This window comes from Streptomyces sp. NPDC054961, assembly GCF_053609145.1.
Genome location: NZ_JBSGWY010000026.1, coordinates 102,294 through 110,321 on the forward strand (window position 1 = coordinate 102,294; position 8,028 = coordinate 110,321).

An 8,028-nucleotide genomic window follows, 5' to 3' on the forward strand; every position below is an offset into this window, starting at 1 on the left:
TGACGCGTCACTGCATGACGGTCACCGGCGGATGGCGGGGGTCGACGGGGCACGCGTAGAACTGCAGGGTGTAGCCGCGGCCCACCGTCACCTGAGTGGGAGCCTGCGGATCGACGCCCGGCGCGTACGAGGCGTGCCGCTCCTCGACCGGGCGCCAGCTGCCCGTCTCGGCGTTCCATTCGGTGTGGTCGAGGGTGAGCAGCGGCTCGCCGACGGCCCCGCACTCCCGGCAGCGCAGCTCCCGCGGTCCGTCCGAGTCGCGGAAGGTGAAGGGGGCGGCCCAGCCGCCGGCCTTCCAGCCGGGCGCGACGGACAGGTCCTCGCGGTAGTGGAGGGAGCCGTCCCCCCAGCCGTCCTCTCCCCGGCGGCGGACCCGCTCGGCCAGCTCCGCGCCCAGGTCGTGCGCGGCCGGGTACTCGCGGACCTGCTCCGGATCGAGCACGCACGGGACCGGCACCAGCTCGTCCGTGCCGACGTACCGGGGCTCCGGCGCGACGGCCAGGGCCTCCGCCACCCCGTCGGCCGGCCGCCAGCGCAGCTGGACGGCGTCCGAGCCCTCCTGGTCCTCGATGTCGATGAACGGGCACCACAGCACCTGGAGGAGGTCCGTGCCCTCGGGGAACGGCAGGCCGGGCACGTCCCGCGCGTACAGCTGCGCCACCGGTATGAGCGGGTGCGTGCCCTCCGGCAGCAGCGACGGATCGTGGCCGGCGTGGATCCGGGAGACCTCGGCATGGTCCTCGGCGGTCCATACGTCCTCGGCGCGGATCCGCCGGAGCGTGCGGACCTCCTCGGGCGTGTTCAGCGGGAAGGGGGCGTCGTGCTCCTGCGCGCACGACGGCCATGCCTCCTCGACCGGCCAGAGCAGGGGACCGCCCACCGAGCTGTCGTGCACGGTGGGCGAACCCGGGCGCGGGTGCAGCCGCGTCGCGGTCCTGGCCATGGCCCCGAGCTCCGGGAACACCGAGGCCACGTCGAACGGGTGCGGGGGCGTGGTGCGGGTCATCCTTCTCCTCCTGCGTGCGAACCCGTATCGAAACACGGGCCGCCGACAGGAGGGTTCGGGGGAGGGCGGTCAGGCCTCCGGCGGGGCCTCGTCCCCGTCGGCGGCCGGGGGCCCGTCGGTAGCGGGGGGCCCGTCCGTGGCCGGGGGCCCCTCCGCGTCCGCGGGGCCGTCCGCGGAGGGCGGTTCGGGCTCCGGGTCCGCCTTGCGCCTCGGCGGCCGGGTCAGGCCGCTGGAGGGGTCCCGCAGGTACGAACCGTCACCCGGCTCCGGCGCCGGGCCCGCCGCCGGGTCGCGCCGCCGCAGGTACCGCTCGAACTCCCGGGCGATCGCGTCGCCCGAGGCTTCCGGGAGGTCCGCCGTGTCGCGGGCCTCCTCCAGCGTCTGGACGTACTCCGCCACCTCGCTGTCCTCCGCGGCCAGTTGGTCCACGCCCACCTGCCACGCCCGTGCGTCCTCCGGCAGTTCGCCCAGCGGGATCCGGATGTCGATCAGATCCTCCAGGCGGTTCAGGAGGGCCAGGGTCGCCTTGGGGTTCGGGGGCTGCGAGACGTAGTGCGGCACCGCCGCCCACAACGACACCGCCGGGACCCCGGCATGGGTGCAGGCCTCCTGCAGGATGCCCACGATGCCCGTCGGACCTTCGTACTTCGTCTCCTCCAGGTCCATCGTCCGCGCCAGGTCCGCGTCCGAGGTGACCCCGCTCACCGGCACCGGCCGGGTGTGCGGGGTGTCCCCGAGCAGCGCGCCCAGGATCACGACCATCTCCACGCCCAGCTCGTGGGCGAAGCCCAGGATCTCGTTGCAGAACGACCGCCACCGCATGGACGGTTCGATGCCCCGCACCAGCACCAGATCGCGCGGCTTGGCGCCGCCGATCCGGACCACCGACAGCCGGGTCGTCGGCCAGGTGATCTTCCGCACCCCGTTGTCCAGCCACACCGTCGGCCGGTTGACCTGGAAATCGTAGTAGTCCTCGGCGTCCAGAGCCGCGAAGACCTCGCCCTTCCACTCCCGGTCCAGGTGTGCGACCGCACCGGAGGCCGCGTCACCCGCGTCGTTCCAGCCCTCGAACGCGGCCACCATGACCGGGTCGATCAGCTCGGGCACGCCCTCAAGCTCGATCACCCAGGTCTCCTTCCGAAGTTCCCTTGCGTACGTGGGCCAGCCTAAGCCTTGATGGGGCACCGGCCACAGCCCACGACAGAGGGGCGGTTCCCCTCGGAACCGCCCCTCTGCCCTTCCGCGAGACCCGTTATGCCTTCTCGGCCAGCATCTCCTCGACCCGGCCGCGCACTTGTGCGTCGTCCAGGCCGCGCACCGTCACCGTCGTACGGCGGCGCAGCACGTCATCGGCCGTCTCGGCCCACTCGTTGTCCCGGGCGTACGCGACCTGCGCCCAGATCTCCGGGCCGTCCGGGTGGATCCGCTCGGCCAGCGCCGGGTCCTCGTTCGCGAGCCGCGCGATGTCGAAGGCCAGCGAACCGTAGTGCGAGGCCAGGTGGCGCGCGGTCAGCGGGTCCATGCGCGAACCGGGCTCACGGTCCACCAGCAGCCGGTGCGCCACCGCGTTCGGGTTGGCGACACCGGGCAGCGCGATCCGGCGCACGAGCGACTTGACTGGCTCCATGTCCTCGGTCAGCGGGCTGCCCGGGAGCTTCGCCAGCTTGTCCATGACCACGCGGCCGATGTGCCGGTACGTGGTCCACTTGCCGCCGGCCACGGACAGCATGCCGCCCGCGCCCTCGGAGACGACCGTCTCGCGCTTGGCCTTCTCGACGCCGCCGGGACCGCCCGGCAGCACCCGCAGGCCCGCGAAGGCGTACGTCATCAACGAGCGGTCGAGGTCGGCGTCCTTCACCGAGAAGGCCGCCTCGTCGAGGATCTGGTCGATGTCCGACTCGGTGGCGCGCACGTCGGCCGGGTCGCCCTCGTACGCCTCGTCGGTGGTGCCCAGCAGCAGCTGGTCCTCCCACGGCAGGGCGAAGGTGATGCGGTACTTGTCGATCGGGGTGGCCATGGCGGCCTTCCACGGCGACTTGCGCTTCATCACGATGTGCGCGCCCTTGGACAGGCGGATGGACGGCATCGAGTGCTTGTCCTCCATGCGCCGCAGGTGGTCCACCCACGGGCCGGTGGCGTTCAGCACGACCCGTGCGTCCACCCCGAACTCGGTGCCGTCCAGGCGGTCCTTGAGCTCGGCGCCGCTGACCCGGCCGCGCGTCATGCGCAGACCGGTGACCTCGGCGTGGTTCAGGACGACCGCACCCGACTCCACGGCCGCGCGGACCGTCATGACGGCGACGCGCGAGTCGTTCATCTGGTGGTCGTAGTAGACGGCGACGGCCTTGAGGTCGTCCGTCTTGAGACCCGGGTTGTCGGCGGCGGCACGGGCCGGAGAAATGATCTTGCCTATGCCGTCGCCGAAGGCGGACAGCGCCGAGTACGCGAACACGCCCGCGCCCAGCTTCGCGGCGCCCACCGGACCGCCCTTGTACACCGGGAGGTAGAACGTGAGCGGGTTGACCAGGTGCGGGGCCACGTCCTTGGCCAGCACCCGGCGCTCGTGGTGGTTCTCGGCGACCAGCTTGACCGAACCGGTCTGCAGGTAGCGCAGGCCGCCGTGGACCAGCTTGGAGGAGGCCGAGGAAGTGGCGCCGGCGAAGTCGCCGGCGTCCACCATGGCGACCCGCAGACCCGACTGCGCGGCGTGCCAGGCCACCGAGGTGCCCAGGATTCCACCGCCGATGACCAGCAGGTCGTACGTGGCCTTCGCCAGCTGCTCACGGGTCTCGGCGCGGCTCGCGTTCGAACCGGCGGTCGGGTGCGTACCCAGGGTGGGAACGCTCTGCAGGCTGCTCATATCCCTTGACTCCTACTTACTCGTCGAATTGCGCCGCTGTGCGGTCAGCTGGCGTCTTCGTCATCGACCCAGGCCATGGAGCGCTGGACGGCCTTGAGCCAGCTCTTGTACTCGCGCTCCCGCTGCTCGGCGGGCATCCGCGGGGTCCACTCGGCCGCGCGGCGCCAGTTGGCGCGCAGGGCGTCGGTGTCGGGCCAGAAGCCGACGGCCAGTCCGGCGGCGTAGGCGGCGCCGAGGCAGGTGGTCTCGGCGACCATGGGACGGACCACAGGGGCGTCCACGAAGTCCGAGAGCGTCTGCATCAGCAGGTTGTTGGAGGTCATGCCGCCGTCGACCTTCAGGGCCGCGAGCTCGACGCCCGAGTCCTTGGTCATGGCGTCGGTGATCTCACGGGTCTGCCAGGCGGTGGCCTCCAGGACGGCACGGGCGATGTGCGCCTTGGTGACGTACCGGGTGAGGCCGGCGATCACACCGCGGGCGTCGGAGCGCCAGTACGGGGCGAACAGGCCGGAGAAGGCCGGCACGAAGTACGCGCCGCCGTTGTCCTCGACCGAGGACGCGAGGGTCTCGATCTCGGCCGCGGTCTTGATCATGCCCATCTGGTCGCGCATCCACTGGACGAGCGAGCCGGTGACGGCGATGGAGCCCTCCAGGGCGTAGACCGGCTTCTGGTCGCCGATCTGGTAGCCGACGGTCGTCAGCAGGCCGCTGTAGGAGTTGATGACCTTGTCGCCGGTGTTCATCAGCATGAACGTGCCGGTGCCGTAGGTGGACTTCGCCTCGCCCTCGGCGAAACAGGTCTGCCCGAACAGCGCGGCCTGCTGGTCGCCGAGCGCCGAGGCGACCGGGACGCCGGCGAGGACGCCGTCCTTGACGTGCCCGTAGACCTCGGCGGAGGACTTGATCTCCGGGAGGACGTTCATCGGGACGTCCATGGACTCGGCGATCTTGTCGTCCCAGGCCAGGGTGTGCAGGTTCATCAGCATGGTGCGCGAGGCGTTGGTGACGTCGGTGACGTGCACACCGCCCTGGGCGCCGCCGGTGAGGTTCCAGATGACCCAGGAATCCATGGTGCCGAAGAGGATGTCCCCGGCCTGGGCGCGCTCGCGCAGGCCCTCGACGTTGTCGAGCAGCCAGCGGATCTTGGGGCCGGCGAAGTACGAGGCGAGCGGCAGGCCGGTCTCGCGGCGGAAGCGGTCCTGGCCGACGTTGCGTCCGAGCTCCCTGCACAGGGCGTCGGTGCGGGTGTCCTGCCAGACCAGTGCGTTGTGGACGGGCTCACCGGTGTGGCGGTCCCACAGGAGGGTCGTCTCGCGCTGGTTGGTGATGCCGACGGCCTTGACGTCCGCGGAGGTGATCTCGGCCTTCGCGATGGCTCCGGCGACGACCTCCTGGACGTTGGTCCAGATCTCGGCGGCGTCGTGCTCGACCCAGCCCGGCTTCGGGAAGATCTGCTCGTGCTCCTTCTGGTCGACGGCGACGATGCGGCCGTCACGGTCGAACACGATGCAGCGCGACGAGGTCGTGCCCTGGTCGATCGCGGCGATGAAGGGTCCGGTGCTGCTGGTCATGGTGGCTGCTCCTGGCAGGTGTCGAAGTTGGCGGAATCAGGATGGCGGTGCGGGTGGTGCCGTGGTGCCGATGCTGATCAGGCGAACGCGATGTTGTACAGACCGCCGGCGAGTACGGCACCCACGAGGGGGCCGACCACCGGGATCCAGGAGTAGCTCCAGTCCGAGCCGCCCTTGTTGGGCAGGGGCAGCAGGGCGTGGACGATGCGGGGGCCGAGGTCGCGCACCGGGTTGATCGCGTAGCCGGTCGGGCCGCCGAGCGAGAGGCCGATGCCGACCACGACGAACGAGGTGATCAGGACGCCGATGACGCCGAGGCCCTTGCCGTCGTCCTGCAGGCCCTGGGTCAGGATGGCCAGGACCAGGACGGCGGTGCCGATGATCTCGGTCGTCAGGTTCTGGACGACGTTACGGATCTCGGGGCCCGTGGAGAAGATGCCGAGCACCGGACCGGCCACGTCGTGCGGGTGCGGGTCCTCGGGGCCGAGCTTGGCGTCGCGGATGTGCTCCGGGTCGGCCAGGTGCGCCCGGAACTGTCCGTAGTAGGCGAGCCACATCAGGACCGCGCCGAGCATCGCGCCGAGGATCTGGCCGGCGAGGTAGACCGGCACGTTGTCCCAGACGCCGTCCTTGATGGCGATGCCGACGGTGACCGCCGGGTTGAGGTGCGCTCCGGAGAGCGGTGCGGAGACGTAGGCGGCGATCAGGACGGCGAAACCCCAGCCGAAGGTGATCGCGAGCCAGCCGGCGCCGCGGGCCTTGGAGCTCTTGAGGGTCAGGGCGGCGCAGACGCCACCACCGAGCAGGGTGAGCAGGGCGGTACCGATGGTCTCGCCGATGAAGATGTCGGAGCTGGACACCCGCGACTCCTTTGCCGTTCAGGGGGGTCGGCCGCCGGGTCCCTCCGGCGGCCCACGCACTCGGTGAGTGCTGCACCGGTCCTTGGCCTTGCCACACCTTAACGCGTATTGCCGGTAGGTGTTCGGCATTGCCGACCGATGAACGGCAGTTTTCCGCCCGGGTGAACCAACCGTCAAGGGTTGACCAGGCCAATGAGCCGGATCGTTACCGCCTGGTGTGATCGCCCACATCAGGCCAATGGATGATCAGCAAAAGACAAAAACCACCCAGATGCCACATGAAAGTGGTCCTTGGGTGGTTTTTGGCCGGGTGGCGGGGGTCAGGGCACGCGTCAGAACCGGCCCGCCCCGAGGTCGCGCGAAACCGCCCGCGCGCAGTCCCGTACGGCGGCCACGAGGGAGGCCTTCGGCTCCCCGGGGCCCCCGCAGACCCGCTCCACGGCGCCCGCGACGGCCACCGCGCCCACCGGCATCCGGCGCCGGTCGTGGATGGGTGCGGCCACCGAGGCGACCCCGTCCCAGGTCTCCTCCACGTCGCTCGCCCAGCCGCGGGCCCGCGTCAGCTCCAGGACCGCCTCGAAATCCGCGTCGTCGGTGACCGTGCGGGGCGTGAACGCCTCCCGCGCCGCCTCCGCCGCCTGCGTGTGCGCGACCGGGTCGTAGGCCGTCAGGACCTTGCCCAGGGCTGTGGAGTGCAGCGGCTGCATCGCCCCGACCTCCAGGACCTGGCGGCTGTCGTCGGGCCGGAACACGTGGTGCATGATCAGCACCCCGCTCTTGTGGAGCACCCCCACGTACACGCTCTCCCCGCTCGCGCGGGCCAGGTCGTCCGTCCAGACCAGGGCGCGGGCCCGCAGCTCGTGGACGTCCAGATAGCTGTTGCCCAGGCGCAGCAGCTCCGCGCCGAGCTGGTACCGGCCGGAGGCCGGGTCCTGTTCCACAAAGCCCTCGGCCTGCAGCGTCCGCAGGATCCCGTGGGCCGTCCCCTTGGCCAGGCCGAGGGAAGAGGCCACGTCCGAGAGCCCCAGCCGGCGCTCGCCGCCCGCCAGGAGCCGCAGCATCGCAGCGGCTCGTTCGAGCGACTGGATGTTCCGTGCCATTGCGCAGCCTCCTGCTGACGTAGTTCGACAATGCTGAACACTATCGGTCGATGCCGACTTCGTGCAGGGCGGCAAGACCTTTCGGGCGTGAGTCACCCGTGACACCGCGGCCGAAAGTCGCCGTCCCCCGGCACAGAATGCAGTCCGCCACGTGGGACACCCCCACCGGGTCCGGGTCCACACGGTTACCCTGACCGCGTGCACCCTTGACACAGAGGGGGTGCAAAGCCGACAGCCGTCGCATCCCAGGGAGCTCAGCCATGGTCTCGTTGCCGAACCTGCCCGCAGACACCCAGACCCGGGCCGATGCCCTCAGAGAGGCACTGGCGACCCGCGTGGTCGTCGCCGACGGGGCCATGGGGACGATGCTCCAGGCGCAGGACCCGACCATGGAGGACTTCCAGCAGCTCGAGGGCTGCAACGAGGTCCTGAACGTGACGCGGCCGGACATCGTGGCGAACGTGCACCGGGAGTACTTCTCGGTCGGTGTGGACTGCGTGGAGACCAACACTTTCGGCACGAACTACGCGGCGCTGGCGGAGTACGACATCGCGGAGCGCAACCACGAGCTGTCGGTGGCGGGTGCCCGGATCGCGCGGGAGGTCGCCGACGAGTTCACGGCCTCGACGGG

Annotated in this window: 7 protein-coding genes; 1 reads left to right on the forward strand and 6 read right to left on the reverse strand. The window is 70.9% G+C overall.

The window, feature by feature from the left end:
- Nucleotides 1-7: 7 nt before the first annotated feature.
- The 6 genes from ACWF9Z_RS23090 to ACWF9Z_RS23115 all read right to left on the reverse strand — a co-directional run bounded on the left by ACWF9Z_RS23090 (nucleotide 8) and on the right by ACWF9Z_RS23115 (nucleotide 7,397).
- Nucleotides 8-1,006, reverse strand: a complete 999-nt coding sequence (locus tag ACWF9Z_RS23090) for a hypothetical protein (protein ID WP_453604745.1) — start codon at nucleotides 1,004-1,006, stop codon at nucleotides 8-10.
- Between the two features lie 69 nt (nucleotides 1,007-1,075).
- On the reverse strand, nucleotides 1,076-2,131 hold the full coding sequence (locus tag ACWF9Z_RS23095; RefSeq protein ID WP_453604747.1) for a PAC2 family protein: 1,056 nt from the start codon (nucleotides 2,129-2,131) through the stop codon (nucleotides 1,076-1,078).
- 127 nt (nucleotides 2,132-2,258) lie between these two features.
- Complete coding sequence (locus tag ACWF9Z_RS23100; protein WP_453604748.1) at nucleotides 2,259-3,866, reverse strand: FAD-dependent oxidoreductase; 1,608 nt, start codon at nucleotides 3,864-3,866, stop codon at nucleotides 2,259-2,261.
- A 44-nt stretch (nucleotides 3,867-3,910) separates the two neighbouring features.
- The gene (glpK, locus tag ACWF9Z_RS23105) at nucleotides 3,911-5,437 is read right to left on the reverse strand and encodes a glycerol kinase GlpK (RefSeq protein WP_453604750.1); all 1,527 of its coding nucleotides are present in this window, start codon (nucleotides 5,435-5,437) and stop codon (nucleotides 3,911-3,913) included.
- 77 nt (nucleotides 5,438-5,514) lie between these two features.
- Nucleotides 5,515-6,297 (reverse strand): MIP/aquaporin family protein, encoded by a 783-nt coding sequence (locus ACWF9Z_RS23110; protein ID WP_453604751.1) that lies wholly within the window; start codon nucleotides 6,295-6,297, stop codon nucleotides 5,515-5,517.
- 332 nt (nucleotides 6,298-6,629) lie between these two features.
- On the reverse strand, nucleotides 6,630-7,397 hold the full coding sequence (locus ACWF9Z_RS23115) for an IclR family transcriptional regulator (protein ID WP_453604753.1): 768 nt from the start codon (nucleotides 7,395-7,397) through the stop codon (nucleotides 6,630-6,632).
- Between the two features lie 260 nt (nucleotides 7,398-7,657).
- Between ACWF9Z_RS23115 and ACWF9Z_RS23120 the strand changes: the two genes are divergently transcribed.
- Nucleotides 7,658-8,028, forward strand: a 371-nt coding sequence (locus ACWF9Z_RS23120; protein WP_453604754.1) for a homocysteine S-methyltransferase family protein, incomplete at its 3' end; no start/stop codon positions are given.

Bases quoted from the DNA above. Each gene is read 5' to 3' on its own strand.
- glpK (WP_453604750.1), bottom strand. From the start codon at position 5,437: ATGACCAGCAGCACCGGACCCTTCATCGCCGCGATCGACCAGGGCACG.
- ACWF9Z_RS23115 (WP_453604753.1), bottom strand. From the start codon at position 7,397: ATGGCACGGAACATCCAGTCGCTCGAACGAGCCGCTGCGATGCTGCGG.
- ACWF9Z_RS23100 (WP_453604748.1), bottom strand. From the start codon at position 3,866: ATGAGCAGCCTGCAGAGCGTTCCCACCCTGGGTACGCACCCGACCGCC.
- ACWF9Z_RS23090 (WP_453604745.1), bottom strand. From the start codon at position 1,006: ATGACCCGCACCACGCCCCCGCACCCGTTCGACGTGGCCTCGGTGTTC.